The organism is Providencia manganoxydans (assembly GCF_016618195.1).
In the GTDB taxonomy this organism is placed as follows: domain Bacteria; phylum Pseudomonadota; class Gammaproteobacteria; order Enterobacterales; family Enterobacteriaceae; genus Providencia; species Providencia manganoxydans.
Genome location: NZ_CP067099.1, coordinates 2,972,469 through 2,997,005 on the forward strand (window position 1 = coordinate 2,972,469; position 24,537 = coordinate 2,997,005).

A 24,537-nucleotide genomic window follows, 5' to 3' on the forward strand; every position below is an offset into this window, starting at 1 on the left:
TCTATCAAATTACTGTGTTTTATCTTGCCGAATTATTGGTTTTTAATAACTCAATCAATTCCTGTGCGCCCCGTTTTAATACCTGACCTTTTAAACAGGTAATATGAATGGGAAGTTCCAAACCATTTGGGGTATTTTTAAACTCCAGCTGTTTTAGCGCACCAGACTGAAGTTGATCTTTGATTAAAGAAATGGGTAAATTTCCCCACCCCATACCTGCTTTCACTAAACCTAGAGCCATAGTAAAGCTTCCCACCCGCCAAAAATTTGTTGCAACCACCGACCGAATGTCACTTAATTGACGCTGAAAACTGCTGATCACAATTTGCCGTGTTTGCACTAAATCTTCGATAAACAAGCCTGTTTTGTGAGCAATTGATGGGTGATCGGCACTAATAGTTGCAACTAAAGACTCATAACCAATGCAATAAAACTGCTCCTGTGAATTCACCGATAACCCACCAAACGCCATCGCTAATTGAATTTTGTGCTCATACAGCAGGGGGAAAATATCATCTTGTGCCGCAGTGATTAATTCCACATGCATTAAAGGGTAGCGCTGGCTAATTATTTTTAGTGCTTCAAACAGCATATTTGGGTTTATCCCTTCGGCAACACCAATGGTTAATGTGCTTTCAACACCTTCAGTTAATTCACGAGAAAAAATATTTAACTGCCACAAATTATCCACAATATTGCGAGCGTAAGGCACTAAAGCGAGTGCTTTCTCCGTGGGTTTTGGCTCACGTGTATGCCTTTCAAATAGTAAAAAACCTAACTCCGCTTCTAAATTAGCAATGGCCATACTTACCGCTGAAGGCACTTTATGCAGCGATCGCGCTGCTGCTGAAAATGAACCTTTTTCTATGACCGTTAAAAATATACTTAAATTTTCACTATTAAATGGCATCGTTAACCTTTCAATAATCCTGATAGTAGTTAACTTTTATTATCACTAATCTTGACTTAACTTACCAGCTCTCACAGCACAGAATAATGGATATAAAATGCAAGGTATCAAACGTAAAGTGGTTTTTATTACCGCCTATGAAGTCATTGGCTGGGTTATTTCATCATTAGCACTGGCATTTCTTTCGGGGAATTCAGCGGGCACTACAGGCCCCTTGGCTTTGGTGATTACTACCATTGCCGTTAGTTGGAATTTTATTTTCAATGTTGCTTTTGAATATTGGGAATCGAAACAAAAATCAAGAATTCGAACATTTCGCCGTCGATTTGTTCATGCGATTTTATTTCAATTAACTTTAGTGATCTTTTTGATCCCTTTAATTGCATGGTGGCTATCAATTAGCTTGCTACAAGCACTCATACTCGATTTTGCGCTAATTATTTTTATTCCTATTTATACTTTCTTTTTTAACTGGGCATTCGACAAAATATTTGGGCTCCCTACATCAGCTTTGCCACAACAAGAACATAGCCATTAATAGGCCAATTCAATAGCCATCCGAATAAGGATGGCTATGACCTAATTTACCACTGGTCTCCGCCGCGGAAATCGCAATACAATGAAGCGGTGAAATCAATACTCTCATTCGCTGACCACCCCATCACACCGCCCTCTTCTTCAATGGAGCGCATATATTGTCTCTGTTTTAGCTCAAATAAGCTGCCTTTCCACACCTTCCAACCCACAGAAGAATAAAGTTGCTGCCCTTCTTCTGAAGCTGATAACAACCCTAGCTGGTAACATGAACTAATGATCTCGTTGATGTGTTGCATCAAATGAGTACCAATTCCTTGGCGACGATAAGTTTGCTCAACCACCATCGCTTCAACGTAACCCACTGAAATGGGTTCATTATTCATGACCATATTTCTCTGTATAATAGCAACATGACCAATCATTTTTTGTTGGTCATAGGCAATAACATGCATACCACCTAATGTATGTTGAAAGTCATCGTCGCTAAAATCATTATCAAAGCCTTCTACTAGCAAACTAAATAGCATTTCTTTTTCACGGGGTGTTAATTGAGAGGTATGCAAAAAACGGTATTTTATAGTCATAACTTACCTATGAAGAGTGGAGAGAAAGACAGTGATTATAAAAGTTTTCACTTATCGTCAATGAAAAAGAAGTGCCTTGATAATCTCTACAGTGAATTGGCCAGCGTTGATTAATATCGCTTTACCATAGACGCACATTTACCCGAAATATTTAATTTCAGCGAGTTATTCGATGGGCAATGGGTTCATATTAACCTCAATCGCCCCATTCTCTGAAAGCGATAAGCGTATTTAAGGTTAATATAAACGATGACACTGAATAAAAAGTTATATTCGTCATCCTTCAAGTTGCAGGGCTTTTGTTAAGGTATAAGTGACAACACTCAGCTAGCCGAGTCACATAGTCTATCTATACTCCGCGACTATCTTCGCTTGTCGCCTACCCGCAACTTGAATTATTTAGAGTATAAGTTAAAAACTGTACTCTTTATAAAGCATGTTCTGGTGATATTGCTGTCAATTTCCCACGCACAATCACTTTAGCAGGCTTAGCCGTATCATCAGATGCTCTTCTCACCGCCATATTGATCACTTGCCAAGCAATTTCTTGTAAGTCGTGAGAAATACAAGGGAAATTAAAACCATATATTGATGAATAAGACACTTCATCAATGCTAAATAAAGCCACATCATCACGTAGTGAAATTTGATGCTTTATACAAGCCTTGATAATCCCTAAAGAGATTTGGTTATTACAACCAACAAAATAATCGGGGGCTTTATGATGTTGCAGATAATTATCTGTTACCTTATAGGCTTCGTCCATCAGGAAGTCGGCATATAAAATATCAACTTTATCGACACTGCCTTGCAGTGCTGCATTTAAACCTGTTACTCGGTCTCTAGCAACATTCGAATCTTCAGGACCTGAAACGATCACGACTTTTTTTGCGCCTTGCGATTGCAAAAAGCGCCCTGCTTGCAAACCACAATCTAAATTATCAATATAAACGCCGCTACATTGCTTAATGTCCACTTCCCTATCCACTAAAATAACTGGGATATTTAATAATTCTAGTTGCCTAAAATAAGCAGGCTTATAAAAGCGATCAGATGAAACAACAGACAAAATAATGGCGTCCACGTTATACCCGATCAGTTTTTCAATGATACGTGCTTCATTTTCTTTTGATTCATAAGAATCAAAAACCAACGTGTCATAACCTACATGATAAGCTTCTTGCGTCATCAATTTCGCCAATCCACCAAAAAATGGGTTTCCCATATCAGGGGTAACGATACCGATAGTCTTTGATGATTTAGCACGTAGGCTACGTGCCACTGTATTTACCACATAGCCTATTTTATCTGCTGCTTCTAAAATCCTTTTTAAGGTTTCGGGATGAACTTTGTCTGGCTGTGAAAAAGCACGGGATGCAGTAATTTTACTGACATTTGCAAGTGCCGCGACATTTTCAAGTGTCACCTTCTGTGACTTATGATCGGCCAATTTCATCTCCTCATTAAACTAAGTATCATTTTATACCATTATAGTATCATTTAATCGTTTCAGTCATGCAAAATCCGTTCAATAACTCAAACACCTTCCAAGCGCCGCACGCGAGGATCAGTAAAAATATCTAATTCGTCACGACTTTCGCTGGAAAACTCAGAAACAACCGCTCCCATACTACCGGCCTTAAACCAATGTAATGTATTAGGTTTTATCGTATACTGATCGCCTGCTTTTAATAAAATAAAGCGATCACATTGATACCATTGCTCATCCCCTTCAGGCTTAGCACAAATAGGTTCACCTGAATCATTTTGATTTAATCTGAGTGTTGGGTCATCGACAAAAAGATATACTTCCCCCCAACGACAACGAAACGTTTCTTGCTTACCTATTGAATCATCAAAAGGAGGGTGTCGATGCTCAGGACAGACTTGATTAGGAAATAGCACCAGCTCTTTCGCACAATAACGTTCATTATTACAATAAGTTAGCAACTGCAACCCAGAACGTGGATAATCAGGTAAACCAAAACTGGCAATTTCAATCCGCGCTTTTTCTTCTTCAGTGATAGTTATGTGTGCCTGTTGTAAAAAGTTTATCACTTGTTGGCGGTAATTATCTTTATTCATGCTGCGACTCTCCTTAATGATACCGATAACATTATAACGGTATTCAAATCACAAAAAATGTGATCAACCAGCCCATTTTTCCGCTTATCGTTACAAAAAAGCTACTCATTTAATGAAACTATAACCTACATCACATAAAAATAATAAAATTCGATCTAATATCCGCATCATTAAAATGATATCGATACCATAAAAATGAGATAGAGGTGATCATGAAAGCATTAGTACTCGAAAAAGCAGGAAAAATTTCTATTCAAGATTGGCAAAGTCCTGAAATCCTTGGAGAGGATGATGTCGAAATTAAAATTCATACTGTTGGAATTTGTGGTAGCGATGTTCACTACTACCAACATGGTCGTATCGGCCCCTTCGTGGTCGAAAAACCCATGATCCTCGGTCATGAAGCCTCTGGGGTCATTACTGCCGTCGGTAAAAATGTCTCGCATTTAAAAGTTGGCGATCGCGTGTGTATGGAGCCAGGGATCCCAAATCTACAATCTACACAGTCTCGTGCGGGTCTCTATAACTTAGATCCTGCGGTACGTTTCTGGGCAACACCACCCGTTGATGGCTGTTTACGGGAAAGTGTTATCCACCCTGCTGCATTCACCTTTAAGTTACCTGAAAATGTCAGTTTTGCAGAAGGTGCGATGGTGGAACCTCTGGCTATTGGTATGCAGGCTGCAACTAAAGCCGAAATCAAACCGGGTGATATTGCCTTAGTGATTGGTGCAGGAACTATTGGCATTATTACGGCATTGTCTGCGCTGGCAGGCGGCTGCTCTGATGTCATTATCTGTGATTTGTTTGATAAAAAATTAGAAGTTGCTAAACAATATCCAGGGCTACACGCGATCAACAGTAAAGATACACAAGCCATCGCAGATAAAGTCAGTGAATTAACTGAAGGTAATGGCGTAAATGTACTATTTGAGTGCAGTGGTGCTAAAGCCGTTATTGCCAATATCACGGAACATATGGCTCCCGGTGCTATTGCCGTTTTAGTCGGTATGCCAATTGACCCAGCACCACTGGATATCGTTTCCGCACAAGCGAAAGAAATCACCTTTAAAACCATTTTCCGCTACGCAAACATGTACCCTCGCACTATTCGCTTGCTCAGTTCAGGCAAACTGAATGTAAAACCACTCTTATCAGCAACCTATAAATTTAAAGATAGCGTTGAAGCCTATGAGCGTGCTGCTGAAGGCCGCCCAACCGATATTAAAATTGTGCTGGAAATGGAGTAATCAATGACACTGTATGCTGGGATCGATTGCGGTACACAAAGTACCAAAGTCGTTATCGTTGATAGCGAAAGCGCACAAATTTTGGGCGAAGGCTTTGCGTCACACCCGCTGATTAGTGAAGCATCTGGGCGCCGTGAACAGCATGCTTCTTGGTGGACGGATGCCTTAGAAAGTGCATTTTGCCAAGCCATCAATAATGCTGAAATCGATGGTAAGCAGATTGCCGCGATTTCAGTATCAGGCCAACAACACGGTTTTGTGCCGCTTGATCAACAAGGACACGTTATTGCGCCAGTGAAATTGTGGTGTGACACAGAAACAGCCGTAGAAAATCAAATGATTATTGATGCGTTAGGGGGAACACAAGGTGCTCTCGCTCAGCTGGGGCTAATGCCTCAAACGGGTTACACCATTTCTAAAATTTTATGGTTAAAAACGCATCACCCTGAATTGTGGGAGCAGCTAGATACCGTACTGTTACCACATGATTACCTTAACTTTTGGTTAACAGGTGTACGTGTTGCTGAATATGGTGATGCATCTGGCACTGGCCTATTAAACATTCGTTCTCGTGAATGGGATTTACATACCATCAATTTAATTGATGATTCAGGTCGCTTACAACACGCACTACCGCGATTAGTCACGGCAGAAACCTGTATTGGTACGGTATTACCTGATATTGCGGATAGACTTGGCATTTCTCATCAAACCAAAGTCGCTTCAGGTGGCGGTGACAATATGATGGCGGCTATTGGCACGGGGAATATAAAGCCCGGTATTATCACCATGAGTTTAGGCACATCAGGGACATTATTTACTTATTCAGATACGCCAATTATTGCTGATTCTGAAATGATTGCAGGCTTCTGCTCATCAACCAATGGTTGGTTACCGTTGATTTGCACGATGAATGTCACCTCAGCGACGACGACGATTCAAAACTTTTTGAATCTGGATCTGAATGGCTTTAATCATGCGTTAGAACAAACCGCTCCCGGTGCCAATGGATTGAAAATGCTGCCATTTTTTAATGGTGAACGTGTTCCTCAACTCCCTCAAGCGAAAGCCAGTATCCATAATATTGATAGTAATAATTTAAATGCACATAACCTCAGCCTTGCAGTGGTTGAAAGTGCCACTTATGGCTTACGTTTTGGTATTGATTTATTCCGTAAGCAAGGCATCCAAGCCAATGAAATTCGCTTAACTGGTGGTGGAGCCAAAAGTGCCAAATGGCGTCAAATTGTTGCCAATATCATGAATTCTCCGGTTATTTGTGTCACTAACAGTGAAGCCGCTGCACTTGGCGCTGCAATACAAGCCATCTGGTGTGACACGCTAACGGAACAAGATGATAAAACAGAATTGCTAGCACAAATTTGCCAACGATTTGTTCATCTTGATGAAAGCACATTAGTCAAACCTGATCATACTCATGTTTCATCCTACGAGGCGCTGTACCAAGATTATCTTTCCTTACTACAAACTGAATATCCAGAGGTGGCCATATGACAAACTCAGTGGACATTCAGGCAGATGAACTTCTTCATATTACCGGGGTTAAAAAATCATTTGGGCCAGTTGTCGCTCTCAAAAATGCACAATTTAGTCTTAAAAAAGGCTCTATTCACGCATTATGTGGTGGTAATGGCGCAGGTAAATCAACCTTTTTAAGTATCCTAATGGGGTTCATTCAGCCTGATTCAGGTGACATCATTGTTAAAGGCCAACATTGCCATTTTCAACAGCCTAAAGATGCGCTCAATGCTGGTATAGCTATCGTTCAACAAGAGCTTAGTTCTATCCCTGATCTGACTATTGCTGAAAATATTTGGTTAGGTCGTGAGCCTAAAAAATTAGGGTTTGTTGATTTTAAAAAGATGAATCAACTCACCGCTGATTTAATGGCCGATTTACATTTTGATTTATCACCGACAGAGAAAGTCCGTAATCTCAGCGTTGCCGAGCAACAATTGGTGGAAATCGCTAAAGCACTTTCTCATGCTGATGCAGATATTATTATTATGGACGAGCCAACGTCTGCCATTGGTGAAGAAGATGCACAAAAGATTTTCGATGTGATCACGCATTTAGCGCAAAAAGGTAAAGGGATCATCTACGTCTCTCATCGCTTATCTGAAATATTTCAAATCGCTGATACTTTTTCCATTTTCCGCGATGGGACTTTTATTACTGAAGGTGCCATTGCTGATATCACGCGTGAACAGCTCATTGAGCACATTATTGGCGGTGAGTTTAAGGATGAATTCGCCAAATTTAATCAACCAACCAATGAAACGCTGTTAACTGTCGAACAAGTGAGTTGGCTGGATAAAATAAAACAGATCAATCTAACCCTTAAAAAAGGCGAGATATTAGGTATTTATGGATTAGTTGGCTCTGGTCGCAGTGAGTTCCTTGACCTCATTTTTGGTATTGAACATGCCACGACTGGAACCATAAAAATCAATGATACTCAATTAGGCAAACATTCACCTCAAGATGCTATCAAAGCCGGTATTGCTTATGTGACGGAAGACCGCAAAGAAACAGGACTCATGTTAGGTCGTTCGATTAGTGAAAATATTAATATCGCTTCATTTTCAGCCATCAGCAAAGCCAGTTTTATCAACGAAAAGAAAGAGCAAGCTCGCTCCATCGATATGATCGAACTGTTTAATATTAAAACTCCTGATGCTGAACAGCTTGCAGGAAATCTCAGTGGCGGAAATCAGCAGAAAGTCGTCCTTGGTCGCTGGGCGTTGCTTGATCCTGAAGTGATGTTATTGGATGAACCGACACGAGGCATTGATGTCGGAGCCAAAAAAGAAATTTATCGCTTTATGTCTGAATTTGCCTTGAAAGGTAAAGGGATCATCATGGTTTCTTCCGAGCTATCCGAAATAATTGGCATGAGCGACCGAATAATTGTTTTCCGTAACGGTGAACTTGCCGGTGAGCTATCCGCAGCTGAAGCCACCCAAACAGAATTAATGAAGCTTGCTGTTTAATTTATCGACATCGTTTTTACTAAAAGAATTAAGAGAAAAACAATGACTACTACTTACTCTACACCAACACCGGGGATGTCTTTACTCGCCCGCAACAAGAAAAACATGCATAAGTATGGAATTATCATGGCTTTCTTTGTGCTTTGCCTTATCGTCGCAGTCATTGGCGAAGTACAAGTTGCTCGTGGAGAATGGACCAACAACTATTTTCTTAGCCAAGACAATATGATGATTGTGTTACGCCAAATTTCTATTAACGGTATATTGGCGATTGGCATGACCTTTGTGATTATCACCGCTGGGGTCGACCTATCTGTCGGTTCTGTTCTTGCTCTTAGTGGTATTGTTGCTGCGCGTTTCGCCACAACCAACGCAGGGCTTTCCATCGGTGATACTGCTAATGCGGTTATGGTGCCGATGATCATCGCATTAGGCATTGGCATCATATGTGGCCTGATCAACGGCACTATCTTAGCTAAATTTAACCTTCAACCCTTTATCGTTACCATGGGGATGCTATCTGCGGCACGTGGTTTAACACTGTTAACCACCGACGGTAACCCTGTTTCGCAACTGAATAGCGATTTTAGATGGCTAGGTAATGGCTATATTTTTGATATCCCAGTCCCTGTTGTCTTGCTGATTGTTATCTTCGCTCTCGCTTGGATCCTGCTGAATAAGACCACTTTTGGCCGCTATGTTTATGCTGTGGGAGGTAACCCCAAAAGTGCTAGAACATCTGGGATCAGCGTGATCAAAGTCAAAGTATTAGTTTATACACTCTGTGGTGCGCTAGCAGGGATCGCTGGTTTGATCTTAACCGCCAGAACTGGCTCTGCACAAACGAGTGCTGGTGGCGCGTATGAATTAGATGCTATCGCCGCTGTCGTCATCGGTGGAACCAGTATGTCTGGCGGCGTCGGCACCTTAGTCGGTACTTTCTTCGGCGTATTAATTATTGGTGTTATGAACAATGGTTTGGATTTATTAGGTGTTCCATCCTATTACCAACAAATTATTAAAGGTGCATTAATCGTCATCGCTGTACTGCTCGACCCTTCACGTAAACAAAGACGTGATTAATTAAAACAACACTGAACCCTCACTGTGAAAGGTATAATAATGAAAAAAATGACTAAAATTGCAACTCTTACCACTGCATTGTTGATGAGTAACATGGCGCTCGCAGCTAAAGAAGAGCCTGTAAAAATTGCCATTTTGATGTATGGCATGAAGGCTGAATTCGTCCAGTTAATGGAGAAAGCGGCAAAAGAGCATCCTGCGGTTAAAGACGGCGAAGCCATCATTACCGTTTACGATGGCCGTTATGATCCAATGGTACAAAATAACCAAGCTGAAACAGCAATTCAAACTAAAACAGATGCGATCATTATCAACCCAATGGATTATGAGGCCAATATTGATGTGGTCACCATGGCAAATGAAGCCAAAATTCCTGTAATTGTCACTAACGCCCGCCTAAATACCGACAAAATGACCGCTGAAGTTGTCTCTGATGACGTTCTAGGTGGCTACATGGAAGCTAAAGCAGTGCTGGAAAAAATGAACTGTGAAGGCAATGTAGTGATCATCGAAGGCCCTAAAGGGGGAAGCGGTGAAATCCAACGTGGTGAAGGTAACGATAAAGCCATTGCCGAATGTGGCCCAGGAAAAATCAAAGTATTAGAACGCAAAACCGCAAACTGGTCACGGGCAGAAGCGATGCCACTGATGGAAAACTGGCTACAAAAACACCGTGGAAAAATTAACGGTGTTATTGCACAAAATGACGAAATGGCCTTAGGTGCTATCGAAGCTATTAAAGGTGCGGGCCTTGAAGTAAACAGCTTTGCCATTGCTGGTGTTGATGGCGTTTCTGATGCGATTTTTGCGGTTCAGGACGGTGAAATGGTGTCCATTCTGCAAGATGCTAATGCACAAATGCAAGGCTCTATCGATATCGCAATGAAATCAGTAAAAGGCGATAGCTATCAGCCAAAATCAGCGATTTGGAAACAATATGCAGATCAACTGCAATGGAATGATGGTAAAGATCAGCGCTACCAAATTCCTTGGACAGTCGTAACCAAAGAGAATGCTCAACAGCTATTAGACGCACGTAAATAAGCCGTTATCATATCTCATTGATACACAATATCGCCGCCTGATTTTAAGGCGGTGATATTCATCAGTATAGCCACTATTTCTCTAATGCTTTTGTATCTGCACATATCAACGGAAAATCATTCACTGAACTTTCAAGTGCTCGCTTGGTGAGACTTTCAAGTGAATGGAATAGTTGCTCAGCCTGCTCCTCCGATAAATCGGCGGCTAAATAATCATTCCATTTATCTAACTTATGGTTTAATTCGCTGACAATGGTTGCGCCAAGCTCCGTTAGAGAAACATGGTACGCACGCTTATCTATCTGACTATTCGTTTTCTCAACCCACTTTTTTTCAATAAATTTCCCTACACCTCGCGTCGTGACGGATTTATCCACTACCATTGCTTTAGAAATTTGCTCCAAAGTCAAAGCATCATTTTGATGGATATGTAAAATCATCAAACATTCAATCGCATTAATTCCATATGGCTCGCCCATCCATTTCATATAATGATGAGCGGCTCGACTTATCACGCCAAATACTCGGGCTTGTTCTGTACGCATAACACCTCTTTAGTTGATTTTATCAACCAATTAGTCGATAATCAGCTGGCATTTGGTTGATTTTATCAACTAACACCCCATTTAACACCCCGAAAATTACCCATATTTTATGTCACTAAATACAACTTTACTGCACCGCTTAGGATTTAACGCAGCGCGCTTTCGTTTTGCCGTCATTACCGCATGTGCCTCTATTGCGGCACTTTTTATCGCTCAATATTTAGAATTGATTCATCCACAATGGGCAGCGATGACGGTTTGGGCATCTGCGCAACCTTGGCGTGAAAATTTATTAGAAAAAAGTTGGTGGCGCTTTGCAGGTACTGTCAGTGGTGTCCTTGCAGGGGTGATTTTGCTTCATTTAAATTTAATTCACCCTTTATTATTTATTCTTGGCCTTGCCATTTGGTTAGGTGGATGTAGTGGTATAGGTCAACTGCAAAAAGGCTTTGTTGCTTATGGCACATTACTTGCCGGTTATTCAGCGGTCATGGTCAGTATGCTCAGTATCCATGATACCAATAACCTCTTTGCTGTCGCATGGGATAGGCTTTGGACTATTCTTGTTGGCGTACTTTCAGCGGTTGTTTTTAACTTTTTATTTACGCCTAAACGTCAACAAGAACCCATCATTGCTCTTAGAGATCAAATAAATACTCAGTTTTACCAAATCCTTCATGACGTACTCGAATTGAAAAAACCAGTGAAAAAACAGGTTATCGAGCAACTGTGGCAACTTATGACAAGTTACGAAGAGATGTTAGAAGCGAACCGAATTGGTTGGCGTTACCACCGTAAACAAGTCGCTAAAGCACGTCAAAAATTGATTTCACAAAGCCAAATACTACTGCACTTAGATAATTATCTAACGATTGCACCTTTTTACTTTCCACCCCAAGAACCTACAAACACACAGTGGAAGCAAATACTCTCTCTTTGCCCCAATGGCCTCCTAAAAACCTTATTGATCCCGCTTTACTATGTAACGCAAGAGAAATCCATCAAACGAATAAAGAAAATTGATAAATTAAAACTCCATCAAGATAGAATTTCTGCATGGCACACTGTTTTTCGTTCATTTGTTACCATTGGCGTAATAGGACTTTTATGGTTATGGACGCAATGGCAAGCCTTGGCCTATCTCACTCTCGGTCTATCGGTCATGCTAGCTTTGTTTGCTTCATTAGATTACCCCGCAAAATTTATGAAAAATATCTTTACGGGGCAATTTCTTGGAGCCATTACCGCATTAATTTGTACGTGGCTTTTATGGCCTTTTGCTTCTTCTTCATGGCAAATGACCTTTCTCATCATCCCTGTAATAATCAGTGGTGTGATTATTTTTTCCCATAATAAGCTGATCCTCATCGCCTTTGATTACATTATGGTTTCACTCATTTTGCTGCAACCTACTTATCCCTACTCGCTATCATTTGCACAAAGTATAGGCAACGCGATCGCGATTGTTTCTGGCCCATTAGTCGCAATGGTTGCTTTTGCATGGATTTATCCCACCAGCCCTAAAAAACGTTATCGACAATTATTGTATCTTGCAGAGCAACAATTCCAACAAGGTATCAATAGATTAATTCAGGGAAATAAAGCCTCAACCACCCAGTTTATGCATCGACTATTTAGTGGATTATTGCTGGCACGCAAAAATGAACAACATCCTGAGCCGACATTAGCGTTTTTTACAACACGGCACGGAATTTGGCTAAATTTACTGATATTACATAAGCGATATTCGTATCATGAATCGAAAAAAAGAGCACTCCATGCACTTGAAAGGCGTATTCAACAAGGCAGGCTTGAGCCATTAAAAATTGCGGCTATTTTTAAAAAGCTAAAACGAAATGAGATAAGAAACAACGAACTTACTCAATTAGAAGTGCATTTAAAAAAACTGTTGGATGAAAAAATGCCTTAGTATTAATCAATAAATAACACCTTATATTTATTCAATAGATTTACTCATTGTGAGGAACAATGTTATTCTTTGGCAGCGGCTTCAAAAATAGAATAAGTATCAGTGCAATAATAACAATAATAAACGTCAAACTGAATCCATTAATAAAGGAACCGACGTAGGCTTCCCGATTTATCAGCGATAAAAGCGTCAAACTTGTGTCTTCAGAAAGTAACTTTTGCTCACCGGTTTGGATAAATGCTCTTTTGGCGTCAAAATGTTCATCAAAAGAAATGCGTAAATAGGTATTCATTAATGCCCCTGAAATAGCTGGCATTAATACCCTTGCGATAGAAACATAAGCGCCCAAATGCAAGGCAAATTGAGGTTGCATATTGACAACAAATGACGCAATTAAACCGATTAAAACTAAACACTCACCTATCGATTGTATCACCATCAAAGGAATAAACTCATGCACTCGCCATTGATAATCAACTTGCATACCTAAAATACAGCTGCATCCTATGAGTGCAACACCTACTGTCATCAATAACCGAGCATCAATTCGTTTAGCCAGCCACACAGCTATAGGACTGAAGAGTAGATATACAATAAATGCAATATTAGTGACCTCGCCAATTTGCTGTGGTTTTAATTCCCCAATAGAAGATAAAAATGAAGGAACAAATAACGAATTCGCTAGCATTAAAAAACCATATAAACACGAAATTATAAAACAAAGACATAGATTGCGATTTGCCAGCCAATGAGGCTGAGCAAAAGTTTTATCGAAAAATAATGCTCTACAAATAAAAATACCGAATAAAATAACACTACTAATTAAACATGAAATAATAAACCCAGAGTTCTCCCACCCCAACATTTCACCTTGAACAACAGCGACATATAATAAAACTAAACTTAAGCTTTTCAGCGCCATACCGCCCCAATCGGTTTCAGATAGTAGCGCATAATTAACTTTACTTAACGGTATACCTTTCCAAGCAAAAATAAATATCAATACAGCGAAAAAAGCACATACCCAATATAGCCATTGCCAGCTAAATGTATCAACAAGAGTGCCGGAAATTCCAACTCCGGCATCCATCCCCAAAGAAACCCTTAAGCTGTATGCCGCCATAACAATTAACCAAACACTAGGTTGTAAGCTTCTTAAAGCTAATGAAATGGTCATCGGAAGGTAGACCCCTAAACATAAGCCTAAAATAAAATGGATCACAATTAATACTTCAAAGCCATAATACCCACCTAAAAGAGGTGTACTTAAAAAAATACCCAATAAAATGGCACTCGTAGACATTAGAATTTTTTCAGCACCTAAAGTGACCATAAACCAAGGCGTTAATGTCATACTAATTAGCTGCGCTGAATTTAATGAAACATTAATCCATGTTCCCTCTTGCATATCGAATGCAAATACCCCTCGAATATCTGCTAATGAAAGAGAAAACATACGAATAAATAATGTTGATAAAACAGCACCAAGAAAAACAGAAATAACCGCAAATAGTGGTTTTGTTTCTTTTGCTCCGTAAAATAAACTCAAGAACATTTTACTTACCTTTTTGAGCTATACTTTGTGTATCAATATTCACAACAACAGACATACCGGGTCTCAGTCTATTTAAATCACTTTGCTCAGATAAAAAACTAATATAAACAGGAATACGCTGGACGACTTTAGTGAAATTCCCACTGCTATTATCAGCAGGAATTAATGCGGATTCACCGCTACTCTGAGCACCTATATCACGCACAACCCCGCTGAATAAAACATCCGGAAAGGCATCAACTTTGACAGATACCGCTTGACCGGTATGAACATTCTTTAACTGTGTTTCTTTTAAATTAGCGATAATGTAAGGCTGTTTATTGGGAGTAACCGTGACCACTTCAGTACCTGACGTCACAAAACTACCAATATTGAGTTTTACCTTATTCAATTGCCCATCAAATGGAGCGATTATTGTTGCATAAGATAATTGAGTATCTGCTTGTTTTAAATTAGCTAATGCAATATCTCGCTCAGCAATCCGTATTTCCTTTTGCTGACTTAATATTGTTTTTGATTGTTTAGCTTGCTCCCATTGTGCTTTTGCTGCTTGCTCTAGCTTAATTAAGCGCTGTAAGTCCGAGTTAGCATCCAAGTAATTCTGCTGGGTTATTGCACCACTATTGATTAATGCTTTACGTAATAAGGGGCTACGCTTCATTTGCTCAACTTCAATTTTTGCAGCTTGGTAGCGATTAAATAGCATTTCAATCGTCAGCTCTTGTTCCTTGATTTCTCCTGCTAAATTACTCAACTGTTGCTCAGATTTTTGATAATTGGCTTTGGCTATTTTCTGTTTGAAAACATCTTCTTGATTATCAATTTTCGCGATCACATCTCCACGGCGAACAAATTGATAATCATCGACCAAAAGACTAGCTACATAACCTGTCATACGTGATTTCAATATGGCTGAATCGGCTTTAATGTACGCATTATTCGACTCTTGATAGCGTTTAGACCCTAACCATTTATCCCAATTTAAGGTGGTAAACAGAATAAAAACACCAATGCATAACACGCTGAGCCAAGGTGTTAAAGAAATTATTTTCTGTGAGAAAGGCTTAGATCCATTTGTCGTCATTTTATTAACCTCAATACGACTCAATCATTAGCTTGAGCAACTCTGCCTAAATAAAAAAATTCATAATCTAACATCGTTAGGTTATTTAAATATGTTAAACTAACATCGTTAGGGAATAAAGGACTAAATGAGACTTTTTATGAGAACACCCAAAATTACCCGTTTACAGGTATTAGAAACAGCATTAATGCTGCTAGAAACTGAAGGAATTGAAGGCTTAACGATGCGAAAGCTTGCTGATGCTCTTAACATCAAAGCGGCGTCACTGTATTGGCATTTCAATAATAAGCAAGCGCTCGTCGAAGGAATGGCCGACCATATTGTCGCCATGGTCGCTGTCGATTTTCAATACGAAGATGATTGGTCAACGAACCTAATTAAGATAACGTCTCAACTTAGAAACGCTCTATTAAAGCATCGAGATGGCGCACGTGTCTTTGCGGGTACTTATATTATTTCTGACAATGTATTACGTATTAACAACGCATTGATTAAAACATTTATGCAAGCTGGGATACCTGTAGAAAGCGCTGCCAGTAGTACCATGACAGTATTTTATTTCATTCTTGGGTGCTGCATTGAACAACAAGCGGCTACATTCTCAGCAGACAGCGATTTTATTAATAAAGAATCTGAATTTGATCAGTTATCCAAAGAGAAATTTCCCCATACATGGGAAGCTAAAGAAATGTTATTTGCCAATAACTATGACGAACGTTTTTTAGATGGGCTAAAGCTGATTATTGATGGACTAACGAACAAGGGTTAAATAGCATTATGCACCAGTATCATTGAGCCACTAACTTCAAGCCACATTGTCACACCAATTAGGGTAACTTAATGCTATAGACAGAAAAAATAAGCAACAATGGTGTATTGCTCTCATGGTTCACTGTGACTGTAATGTGTCGATAATTTAACCAATATTGTGCACAATGGGTAGTTTGGTAATCTCTAGCTCGGTTTCATTTAGCTTATTACATTCTACCCTATCACCATTTTTATAAATAAAATAATAGTGCTTGTTATTCCCCGTTGTTTTGACTAATGACTCTCCATTTAGGAAATTGTAAATTTTATACTTAACATTATTATCGCTATGACGAATAGCTGGGTGAGAAAGAATAAAGAGTGAGCCTCTCTTCAATGTTGAGATCAAATAGTTAGTATGGAGTATCGTCATTTTTTCCCCTTCAGGGCATTGAAGCTGATACTCTTTCATCGCAAAGACCGGAAAACATACAGCAAGAAGCAGTGTGATGGTAAACGCTTTTTTTATCATTATGGCTCCATACATTCAAAATCGTGAGCAATATTTACTTATAAAATCAGGGTATTGTCTCTATAAAAACATGTTGCCCAATCAATTGCAAAATTTTCCGATGATTAATTATTCATGTGGAACTATTTTTGGTAAATAAACAAAGCTCCATAATCCTATGAAGCTTCGTCTAACTATTTACTTCTCATATAGCTTGTTTGCCATATCAATACTATCAGCGTTGACATCTTTAATATGATCACGAGTCAGTCGATATACAACAGGACTTAGCATTAACAATGCAATAAGATTCGGGATCGCCATCATGGCATTCAAGGTGTCAGCTAACAACCAAACAAAATCCAGTGACTGCGTCGCGCCGATAGGTAAAGCAATCAACCACAACACTCTAAATACCTTAATCGCCCTTAAACCAAATAGATATTGAACACATTTTTCACCATAAAAGCTCCACCCTAAAATGGTCGTAAATGCAAAAATAGCTAACGCAATCGCGACAATATAATTACCACCGGGTATTGCTGATTGGAAAGATGATGCCGTCAATGTTGCACCGGTTTCTGCCGTTAGCCAACCACCAGTAATAATGATGGTTAACCCCGTGACAGAACAGACAATGATAGTATCGATAAAGGTACCTAACATCGCGATTAACCCTTGGCGGATCGGGTTTTGTGTTCTCGCAGCAGCATGCGCAATTGGTGCGCTCCCTAAACCTGCTTCATTCGAAAATACGCCTCGAGCTACCCCAAAACGAATAGCAGCCCATACCGCGGCTCCGGCAAAACCACCTTGTGCAGCAACAGGAGAAAATGCTGAAGTTACAACTAAAGAAAATGCAGTGGGGATCTCACTAAAATTAAGTCCTAAAACCAATAAACCAGCCCCAAAATAGGCAACGGTCATAAATGGGACTAACTTACCTGCAACATCAGAAATACGACGTAATCCACCAATTAAAACAGCGCCAACCAATAAAACAAGCGCTCCAGCAGTTAGCCATTTATGTAGACCAAAATTGCTCTCTAACACATCGGCGACAGAGTTAGCTTGCACTGTGTTGCCGATACCAAAACTGGCACAGGCACCAAAAAAAGCAAATAAAGTGCCCAACCAAACCCATTTAGGTCCTAAACCGTTCTTGATGTAATACATAGGGCCACCAACATATTGGCCATATTTATCTACTTCACGAAAACGCACAGCAAGTACAGCTTCTGAATATTTAGTCGCCATACCAACGAGTGCCGTGATCCACATCCAAAACAGCGCACCTGGTCCCCCCATCACGACCGCAGTCGCAACACCAGCAATATTTCCTGTGCCTATTGTTGCCGACAAAGCAGTCATCAAGGCATTAAATGGTGAAATCTGCCCTTCACCTCGTTCTCCATTTTTTTGGAAAAGTAATTTAAAGCCAGTCCCCAGCTTACGAATAGGTAAAAAGGCTAATCGGATCTGCATATAAATGCCAACACCGAGGATCCCAATGAGCATTGGAACGCCCCATACAATACCATTTAACTCACCTAACCATGTCGTAATCAAGTCCATTCGTTTCCCTCTTCTTATTATTTATATCGCTCTTTATTTAACGGTTACAAATTGATAACATTTACTTATAAACTTTAATAAAGACGATAAACGCAATATATGCGAGAAAAAAGCGGCTAAAAGTTCAGTTGAGATGAAGGAATGTGAGAAATGTCACGAGTTACCATTGGGGTTTAAATCAGACGAGTTATAATGCAAGTTGCAACGTTCTTAACGACTTTTACCCTCACCCGTCGTCTAGTTTTCTAGGCTCCTAGCGATCTGTTCGCTTATTACCTAGCTCCCCCTCGAATTATTCAGAGCGGTAATAGTTGAATCCCTGTTAAATGGGTTCTGAGGTTAACAAATAACCTCAGAACAAAATAAATATGGCTTATTCAATATCATCTAACATTGATGGTGATGGAACAAAGAATAGTGTCCCTGTAACAGCGGTACTGTATTTTAACAACTCATCGGTGGCACCATTTTCACTGCCAAGAAACATGCTTTCCAACATACGAAGCGTCGTTGAAAAATACCTTGCATAACCAATAAAGTAAGTACCGTATTCATTTTTAGAAGGATTAGAAAATGGCATATTGGCGCGAACAATTTTTAAATCATCACCATTTTCATCTTTAATATTAGTCACAACATTGTGCGAGCTCGGTATTTTTTGTTCATCAGTCAATTCCACATCATTAAATTTATGGCGACCAATTACTTTCTCTTGTTCTTCTACACTCAAACTTTGCCATGCGCTCATATCATGAATATATTTTTGAACAAATGCATAACTACCACCTGCAAATTGTTCATCTTCATCACCAATAACAGCATAATCGACACGCTCATCTTCCATTTCAGGGTTCTCGGTGCCATCAACAAAACCTATGATCGAGCGCCCATCCATATAGCGGAATCCATGTACTTCATCGACATGTGTCACCATACCAGCGAGCTGCTGACTAATAATGGAAGCTAATTCATAACAAGCAGAAACATTTAACGCCCGAATATGGAAAAATAAATCTCCCGGTGTGGAAACAGCCGTATGACGGCTACCTTTTATTTCTTTAAAAGGAGTAAGTTGTTGTGGCTTAGCCAATTGAGGAAATAAACTTTCCCATGCATCGGCACCAAATCCCATCACACAGCTAGTTTCAAGTGCGGGGAAACGCGTTCTCATGCTGCGAATTAGACCGGATAAATTATTACAAAACGAGACCAACTGATCACGGTGCTTTTGTTTATCAACAATATTAAAAACGAGGAAATATGAATTCTCTCCTGGAGTTTTAGTGACATCTTGATATTTCATAGGGGTTATACCTTTTCCATTGTTTTTCATTTTCATGATAATGGTTCCACTATAATACAATGAACACCCAACTTCATTGATATTAACCACTTAATAGATAATACTTTTTTAATCACCAAAAGAGACATTCTTATTTGGATAAAAAACAGTAAATATCGCCTGATTCATTATTCAGGCGATATTTGAGGTTGTTATGATTTCTGATTAAATTTGCTGTTATACGCATTCAGCATTTTGCCATCCACTAATTGGAAATTAAAACTTTCCCTATCGACATACCCCGTCATACTGTCTGAGTCATATAGCGCCATGGCAAACTCAGCCAATTGTTCACTGGTATGATATGTACCAAATGAAACATCATAATCATAGTGTTCCACATTGTTAGCGACTTGACCAAACTCGGTTTTTGTTGCTGCTGGTGCTAAAACTTTAGCCCTTAATTGAGCGCCTTCGGCAATAAGCTCTCTCGCTAAACCTTCAGTAAAACTGCTGACAAAGAACTTTGAGGCACAATAAGTCACAGCATTTGGTACAATCGTATACCCTCCTGCTGAGCTAATATTGATTAACTGAGTATCTGCAATATCACGATAATCATTGATATATAAACTCGATAAAATAACCAGCGATTGGATATTCAAATTAAGCATTGTTTGGATTTTATCAACCGGTTGGCTTGAAACTGAGCCGTAATATCCCATTCCTGCATTATTCACCCATACCTGTACTTGGTAGTGAGTTAGCGAATGATAAAATGCTATCGCTTGTTCCGTCGACGATAAATCACACTTTTTAACTATCACCTTAATATCTGGGTTTATACCCGCAATCTCATCCTTTAATTTAACCAATAAGTTATCTCTGCGAGCAACGGCAATAATATTCATTCCTTTCTTCGCGAATGCCTTAGCGATTGAACGACCGATTCCTGAGCTAGCCCCCGTTATCACTGCATAATGTTGTTGTTTCATATTACCTCCTTTTGATAAAGTCACTAAACGATAGGGGATAGAGCTAACTCTAGGTCAACACTTTTTGGAAAATAAATGAACTATACTATTAGCGAATTTTCAGAGTTAACAGGTTTTAGCATATACACGCTACGCTACTATGAAAAAGAAGGTATATTAAATCCTGCGAGACAAAATAATAATCATCGTTTCTATTCCAATCATGATGTTGAATGGATGAAATTTATTATTCGTTTGAAAGAAACAGGAATGCCATTAAAAGAGATCAAACAATATGCAAATTTAAGAGAATTAGGCGATAAAACAGCGCAACAAAGAATGGAGTTACTGATTAAACATTATGAGTATCTGGAACAGCAATTACACATTCTAAATGACCACCTTTCCAATTTAAAATTAAAAATTCAGCACTATCAAAATCTGATATGACTAAAATACAGCTAGTCAATAAAGCCGTCTTATTAGACAATCTAACAAGCACCCTATCTTACATCAGTTTGATATATATAGCATTTTATATAGTGCAAAATATGGATTGCCTAGGTTATAGAGTGATTTTCCATTCAAAAAATGATAGAAAGGCTTTAGTAATCATCCGAACGATGAAATATTCTGTTCTATCACCCACAATCGGCCTTGCATATCCATTAAACAATATCGAGGCATAATATGAGAACAAACGATGCCAAATGCGCTAACACACTTAGCTGAAAATGAAATCAAAGTTCATCTTGTCAACTCATTCACCCGTAATAATTCCGGAGGTAATCCCGCAGGAGTTGTTCTTTATCCACCTAAACTAAGTATCGAACAAAAAACAGCGATCGCTCGTCAAGTTGGTTTCTCTGAAACCGCATTTGTTTATTCAGGCGAAGATACCGATTTCAACGTAGAGTTTTTTACCTCTGAAGGCGAAGTCGATTTTTGTGGACACGCAACTTTAGCTGTTTTCTTTACTCTAAACTCACTCAATTTACTTAACTCAGGTAATTACAAGCAAAAAACGAAAGCAGGTATTCTCAATGTCGTCATTACACCTAATAATATCGTCATGGAACAAACCTTACCTATCATGCGGCAAGGACCTGATATAAAAGATGTTGCGGCGGCTTTCGGAATGCACCCAAATGTCATTACAGAAACCAATTTACCTGTAAGCATTATCTCAACGGGGTTACCTGATATTATCGTCCCAATACAAACGGGCCAATTGGATACACTACAACCTAATTTTAAGGCACTCGCAAAGCTAAGCCGTGAGTTTAATACTATCGGTTTTCATGTATTTGAATTAAGCGATGATCCATCCATCACCGCACATTGTCGAAACTTTGCACCGCTATACGGTATAGATGAAGAGTCTGCAACTGGTAGTGCTAGTGGCGCTTTAGGATGCTACCTCGTTAAAAATGTTTTCCCCAAAGAAACACATTTTCAATTTGAACAGGGTCGAGCTATGACCTGTTCCTCTTTAATCCAAGTCATCATAGATACGAAAGAAAATGAAATTAGTCGTGTTAGTGTGGGTGGACAGGCGACTATGATTGGCATAAAAACAATCAAGCTTTGAAAGCTTCTAAAAACAACACAGCAAATATAAAGATTAACGGTGAAATGTCGTAATTCACCGTTTAATAATCATTAGCCATCAATTTTTTCAGGGATAGGATATCTTAATATGATTTTAGGTGAATCTGGCAATATCCGCTGAGACCTATGCATAAGATAAGCGGCAACCTCTTCAAATGATAAATCATCGACATCTTCGTCATTAAACCACTCATTAGGCCAATATATTAAATCTGATGGATTAGCATCAAAATTCATCTCAAGTAAATCAAGAGCGTACGATTGTTCAGATTCATTCCCTTCCGCGTTACATATAAACTCAATAATAGCGATCAATTCCTCATAGGTAAGGTCGTCTATATATTTAGTTTGATTAAATGCCATCTTTGTAAACTCTTTAGCGCTTGTCCATGAATTATAATCACGAAAATCTGAAAACTCATAAATTTTAGCTGTTTGGATGTTCCAGTTTTTCATCATCAGATTAAGTTCTGTATTATCTTCTTTAGCACCACTGTCAATCTTAATCGTAATTTGCTCGAGTAAATCAAGCTTATCCTTCATAATTGAACGGTTAATTTTTATTGGTTTTAAACGCTCTGGTAATGGCATAAAGCCTCCTAATTTTAAATAAAAATAACTTGGGATTACTTATCAACATAAGATAATCCCAAATAAAAAATTGTTCTAGCATTTTTTGTTCTTTAATTATTTAAGACTAAAAAAACAACCATAATATTTAATTATGATAATATGATATTAAATCAATATATAAAAACAGAACTAATTAGTTAAAAAATCATGTTAAAGCTAATTAACGATGTATTAATTTCTATAAACAAACTAATTTAAACGTTTGAATCAAGAATATTATTATTAATAAATTTACTAATTAATCGACAGTCTCATGTACACTTGTCTGCTGACACACACCAAAAAACAGATAACAATCAATAACAATTATTTTTCTTTTTAGTAACTTAAGTAAAACATGCTAACAACAAGCCCTATTGGTTTTAATAGTCTCACCTTACAAAATAGACAGTAAAACTTATAATTCTACTTAAGCGGGTGTTAAAAACATATTTACTCTGATACTTATTATATAATTTCAACTGTAAAAGATTATAATATCGAGTCTAATAATCAAAAATTAGCTCATACTGGTACTACAATGAAACGCTTTCTATTGACTTACTTTTCTCCTTTTGTTGCCTTGTTTTCACCAGACGCGCTCAGTGATAAAGCTTTAACAGCGGGTTACGCTAAACTTATTGCTTTGTCTTCAACAAATGACATTAGCGCTTCAACATTATACTCAGACGGCCTTGATTACAGTAAGTATTCATTACCCTATACCTTCAAAAATATTTATACTGATGGCGATTACGCTTTCAATATTCAAATACGAGGAAATTATCTTAAAGTAAAATCAGAAGTCATAGATATTGATTCATCAAATAGCCTTCGTTCCCGTTGGGATATCTTAAATCTGACTACATCTCCACAATTAACATACAGCATAAATAAAAACTATAGTTTAGAAGGTGAACTTGAGCTTGGCTATTCAAATATGCAAAATAAATCATCATTCTACGGTGAAGATGATGTAAAAGCGGGGCTTCGTGAAGCTAAACTCTTAGATTGGGATATAAACACTTTACATATAACCCCGAAAATAGGGATAGTAAATAAAAACACTTTAAGCAATGGAGATAATATTAGTCTTCATACAAGTGTTGCCTATATGTTCATGGAAAGCATCGGCAATAAAAGCAATATAAAAATAAGTAATAATATAGGCATTTGGTCCGCAGGTGGTGAATACACCATGGCAAATGCCTTTGATATTAAAGGGAAATCTTTTGACATCATCGTCTCTAATGACATTGGTGGTTTTTATGGTAATAGCTACAGAGATTTGTCATTTGGGTTTATAAATAATACATCATTAGCATTAGAAACGCCTATAAACATTAGTAATACAGAATTTAAGATAAAGGCTGGTATCGGATATCTATCTAGCGATAATGCTCATGGTGTAACTTTCATTGTGGGAATTAATTAAATACCGAAACAATTATAGCACGATTAAACTCACAAAATATCACTCGAATAATATCGCCTTTATTTGGCGATATTATTCGATTATAGTATTTGAAATAATCAGTGAAGTTTTAACAAGAGATAAACCAAAGTGAATCATACCTATTTTGTTAATCCCTATAAAATAAA

The 24,537-nt window shown here is 38.6% G+C and carries 23 protein-coding genes; 11 read left to right on the forward strand and 12 right to left on the reverse strand.

The annotated features are described in order from the left end of the window. Positions 1-19 precede the first annotated feature (19 nt). Complete coding sequence (locus JI723_RS13375; protein WP_319067524.1) at positions 20-910, reverse strand: LysR family transcriptional regulator; 891 nt, start codon at positions 908-910, stop codon at positions 20-22. 97 nt (positions 911-1,007) lie between these two features. Between JI723_RS13375 and JI723_RS13380 the strand changes: the two genes are divergently transcribed. After that, a complete protein-coding gene (locus JI723_RS13380; protein WP_140187150.1) occupies positions 1,008-1,448 on the forward strand; it encodes a PACE efflux transporter in 441 nt (146 codons plus the stop codon). Between the two features lie 46 nt (positions 1,449-1,494). On the opposite strand, the gene JI723_RS13385 is transcribed toward JI723_RS13380, so the two are convergent. The 3 genes from JI723_RS13385 to JI723_RS13395 form a co-directional block, all read right to left on the reverse strand. Continuing rightward, entirely contained in the window at positions 1,495-2,031 is a 537-nt protein-coding gene (locus JI723_RS13385) for a GNAT family N-acetyltransferase (RefSeq protein WP_337979451.1), read from the reverse strand. 427 nt (positions 2,032-2,458) lie between these two features. Then, positions 2,459-3,487 (reverse strand): LacI family DNA-binding transcriptional regulator, encoded by a 1,029-nt coding sequence (locus JI723_RS13390; RefSeq protein WP_180737848.1) that lies wholly within the window; start codon positions 3,485-3,487, stop codon positions 2,459-2,461. Between the two features lie 80 nt (positions 3,488-3,567). Beyond that, positions 3,568-4,116 (reverse strand): D-lyxose/D-mannose family sugar isomerase, encoded by a 549-nt coding sequence (locus JI723_RS13395; protein ID WP_272580881.1) that lies wholly within the window; start codon positions 4,114-4,116, stop codon positions 3,568-3,570. Positions 4,117-4,328: 212 nt separating this feature from the next. Between JI723_RS13395 and JI723_RS13400 the strand changes: the two genes are divergently transcribed. From JI723_RS13400 to JI723_RS13420, 5 genes are all read left to right on the forward strand, one after another. Further along, positions 4,329-5,366 (forward strand): NAD(P)-dependent alcohol dehydrogenase, encoded by a 1,038-nt coding sequence (locus JI723_RS13400; RefSeq protein ID WP_070924839.1) that lies wholly within the window; start codon positions 4,329-4,331, stop codon positions 5,364-5,366. A gap of 3 nt (positions 5,367-5,369) precedes the next feature. Continuing rightward, positions 5,370-6,881, forward strand: a complete 1,512-nt coding sequence (gene xylB, locus JI723_RS13405) for a xylulokinase (protein WP_272580883.1) — start codon at positions 5,370-5,372, stop codon at positions 6,879-6,881. Beyond that, positions 6,878-8,380, forward strand: coding sequence for a sugar ABC transporter ATP-binding protein (locus JI723_RS13410; protein ID WP_070924841.1), 1,503 nt, complete (start codon positions 6,878-6,880; stop codon positions 8,378-8,380). The genes xylB and JI723_RS13410 overlap by 4 nt, the downstream gene beginning before the upstream one ends. Positions 8,381-8,455: 75 nt before the next feature. Then, positions 8,456-9,463, forward strand: a complete 1,008-nt coding sequence (locus JI723_RS13415; RefSeq protein ID WP_349481051.1) for an ABC transporter permease — start codon at positions 8,456-8,458, stop codon at positions 9,461-9,463. A 39-nt stretch (positions 9,464-9,502) separates the two neighbouring features. Continuing rightward, on the forward strand, positions 9,503-10,507 hold the full coding sequence (locus tag JI723_RS13420; protein ID WP_272580884.1) for a substrate-binding domain-containing protein: 1,005 nt from the start codon (positions 9,503-9,505) through the stop codon (positions 10,505-10,507). Positions 10,508-10,580: 73 nt separating this feature from the next. Here the strand turns inward: JI723_RS13420 and JI723_RS13425 are convergent, their stop codons facing one another. Beyond that, positions 10,581-11,051 (reverse strand): MarR family winged helix-turn-helix transcriptional regulator, encoded by a 471-nt coding sequence (locus JI723_RS13425; RefSeq protein ID WP_337979452.1) that lies wholly within the window; start codon positions 11,049-11,051, stop codon positions 10,581-10,583. 109 nt (positions 11,052-11,160) lie between these two features. Here JI723_RS13425 and JI723_RS13430 point away from each other — a divergent pair, with 109 nt between their 5' ends. Continuing rightward, positions 11,161-12,981: an FUSC family protein gene (locus tag JI723_RS13430; RefSeq protein WP_337979453.1), complete on the forward strand. Its 1,821-nt coding sequence runs from the start codon at positions 11,161-11,163 to the stop codon at positions 12,979-12,981. Positions 12,982-13,021: 40 nt separating this feature from the next. Here JI723_RS13430 and JI723_RS13435 read toward each other — a convergent pair whose 3' ends face one another. Both JI723_RS13435 and JI723_RS13440 read right to left on the reverse strand, forming a co-directional pair. Further along, positions 13,022-14,536: an MFS transporter gene (locus JI723_RS13435; RefSeq protein ID WP_337979454.1), complete on the reverse strand. Its 1,515-nt coding sequence runs from the start codon at positions 14,534-14,536 to the stop codon at positions 13,022-13,024. Position 14,537: 1 nt separating this feature from the next. Beyond that, complete coding sequence (locus tag JI723_RS13440; protein ID WP_272580888.1) at positions 14,538-15,620, reverse strand: HlyD family secretion protein; 1,083 nt, start codon at positions 15,618-15,620, stop codon at positions 14,538-14,540. A gap of 139 nt (positions 15,621-15,759) precedes the next feature. Between JI723_RS13440 and JI723_RS13445 the strand changes: the two genes are divergently transcribed. After that, positions 15,760-16,389, forward strand: coding sequence for a TetR/AcrR family transcriptional regulator C-terminal domain-containing protein (locus tag JI723_RS13445; protein ID WP_337979455.1), 630 nt, complete (start codon positions 15,760-15,762; stop codon positions 16,387-16,389). Between the two features lie 147 nt (positions 16,390-16,536). Here JI723_RS13445 and JI723_RS13450 read toward each other — a convergent pair whose 3' ends face one another. The 4 genes from JI723_RS13450 to JI723_RS13465 all read right to left on the reverse strand — a co-directional run bounded on the left by JI723_RS13450 (position 16,537) and on the right by JI723_RS13465 (position 20,733). Next, positions 16,537-16,902 carry a hypothetical protein gene (locus tag JI723_RS13450; protein ID WP_272580890.1) on the reverse strand — a complete coding sequence of 122 codons (366 nt, stop codon included), beginning with the start codon at positions 16,900-16,902 and terminating at the stop codon, positions 16,537-16,539. 177 nt (positions 16,903-17,079) lie between these two features. Next, on the reverse strand, positions 17,080-18,456 hold the full coding sequence (locus JI723_RS13455; protein WP_070924849.1) for an alanine/glycine:cation symporter family protein: 1,377 nt from the start codon (positions 18,454-18,456) through the stop codon (positions 17,080-17,082). A 373-nt stretch (positions 18,457-18,829) separates the two neighbouring features. Next, positions 18,830-19,759, reverse strand: coding sequence for a Dyp-type peroxidase (locus JI723_RS13460; protein ID WP_070925098.1), 930 nt, complete (start codon positions 19,757-19,759; stop codon positions 18,830-18,832). Between the two features lie 191 nt (positions 19,760-19,950). After that, positions 19,951-20,733: an SDR family NAD(P)-dependent oxidoreductase gene (locus JI723_RS13465; protein WP_272580891.1), complete on the reverse strand. Its 783-nt coding sequence runs from the start codon at positions 20,731-20,733 to the stop codon at positions 19,951-19,953. Between the two features lie 75 nt (positions 20,734-20,808). On the opposite strand from JI723_RS13465, the gene JI723_RS13470 reads away from it, so the two are divergent. Together JI723_RS13470 and JI723_RS13475 are read left to right on the forward strand one after the other, a co-directional pair. Next, entirely contained in the window at positions 20,809-21,162 is a 354-nt protein-coding gene (locus JI723_RS13470; RefSeq protein WP_272580892.1) for a MerR family transcriptional regulator, read from the forward strand. A gap of 253 nt (positions 21,163-21,415) precedes the next feature. After that, on the forward strand, positions 21,416-22,303 hold the full coding sequence (locus JI723_RS13475; protein ID WP_272580893.1) for a PhzF family phenazine biosynthesis protein: 888 nt from the start codon (positions 21,416-21,418) through the stop codon (positions 22,301-22,303). Positions 22,304-22,374: 71 nt separating this feature from the next. Here the strand turns inward: JI723_RS13475 and JI723_RS13480 are convergent, their stop codons facing one another. Further along, complete coding sequence (locus tag JI723_RS13480) at positions 22,375-22,914, reverse strand: hypothetical protein (protein WP_272580894.1); 540 nt, start codon at positions 22,912-22,914, stop codon at positions 22,375-22,377. Between the two features lie 562 nt (positions 22,915-23,476). On the opposite strand from JI723_RS13480, the gene JI723_RS13485 reads away from it, so the two are divergent. After that, positions 23,477-24,370 carry a hypothetical protein gene (locus JI723_RS13485; RefSeq protein ID WP_337979456.1) on the forward strand — a complete coding sequence of 298 codons (894 nt, stop codon included), beginning with the start codon at positions 23,477-23,479 and terminating at the stop codon, positions 24,368-24,370. The last annotated feature ends 167 nt before the right edge of the window (positions 24,371-24,537 follow it).